The sequence below is a fragment of the Bradyrhizobium sp. 61 genome, assembly GCF_023073075.1.
In the GTDB taxonomy this organism is placed as follows: Bacteria; Pseudomonadota; Alphaproteobacteria; order Rhizobiales; family Xanthobacteraceae; genus Bradyrhizobium; species Bradyrhizobium barranii.
In genome coordinates this window covers 1-1,036 of the sequence record NZ_JADPIU010000092.1, presented here as the reverse complement: position 1 = coordinate 1,036, position 1,036 = coordinate 1, and the positions used below count along the sequence as shown (strand labels likewise).

At 63.2% G+C, this 1,036-nt stretch carries 1 protein-coding gene; it reads left to right on the top strand.

Going from position 1 to position 1,036, the window contains the following annotated elements; translation table 11 throughout:
* Window positions 1-49 precede the first annotated feature (49 nt).
* On the top strand, window positions 50-1,036 hold a 987-nt coding region (locus IVB46_RS37955; protein WP_247344891.1), incomplete at its 3' end, for an IS30 family transposase.

Sequence of the window (1,036 nt, the reverse complement as noted above, 5' to 3'; positions counted from 1 at the left end):
CCCCTGAGTTCACAAACGAAGTGCAACACTTCCTCGAGGAGGTGTTGCCATGGGGCGGAGTTACGAGCAGCTATCCCTTGACGATCGATGCGAGATTGCCCGCCTATCGGCCAATGGCAGCTCGATCCGGCAAATCGCGGCAGCTCTGGATCGCTCGCCATCAACGATCTCTCGGGAACTGAAGCGTAATCGAGGCAGGCAGGTTGGCTACAAGCCTGGCTATGCCGAGCAACGGGCACGAGCGCGGCGCTGGACGGGCTCTCGCCTCGACCGGGAGCCCGGCCTGCGCCGCGCGGTCCTGGAGCGGCTCGGACAGGGCTGGTCGCCCGAGCAGGTCGCAGGCCGGCTCGCCCGCGACTATGGCCGCAAGGTGATCTCCTACGAGAGCATTTACCGCTTCATCTACGCCCAGCTCCGGCGCACGTCAGACTACAGCTGGCGCCGTTATCTGCCCCGCGGCAAGAGCAAGCGCGGCCTTCGCGGCAAGAAGAGCAGTAGCCCCGCAAGCTTCATCGAAGGCCGTGTTTCGCTGGCAGAACGTCCCATCGAGGCCGCCGATCGCAAGGTCCCCGGTCATTGGGAAGCGGACCTGATGATGTTCTCAAAATACGGTCAGGCGGTGCTGACCGTGCATGAGCGGACCTCGCGCCTGCTGCTCGGCATTCGTCTCGTCAGCAAGGTCGCCCGCGGTGTTGCTCGTCATCTCGTCCGCCTGTTTGCAGACCTGCCGAACAGCCTGCGCCAGACCGTTACCTTCGACAACGGCACCGAGTTCGCCTGTCATCGTGCGCTGCACGGCCTCTCGATCGAGACCTTCTTCTGCGATCCTCACTCGCCCTGGCAGAAGGGCGGCATCGAGAATGCAATTGGCCGCATGCGGCGCTTCATTCCCCGCAAAACCGACCTCGCTACGCTCTCCAACGCTCGATTCCGTCGCCTCGTCGCCGCCTACAACAACATCCCGCGCAAATGCCTTGACTTCCGAACCCCCGCAGAGGCCTTCTCACGAGTGTTGCACTTCGAGTGTGAATCCACC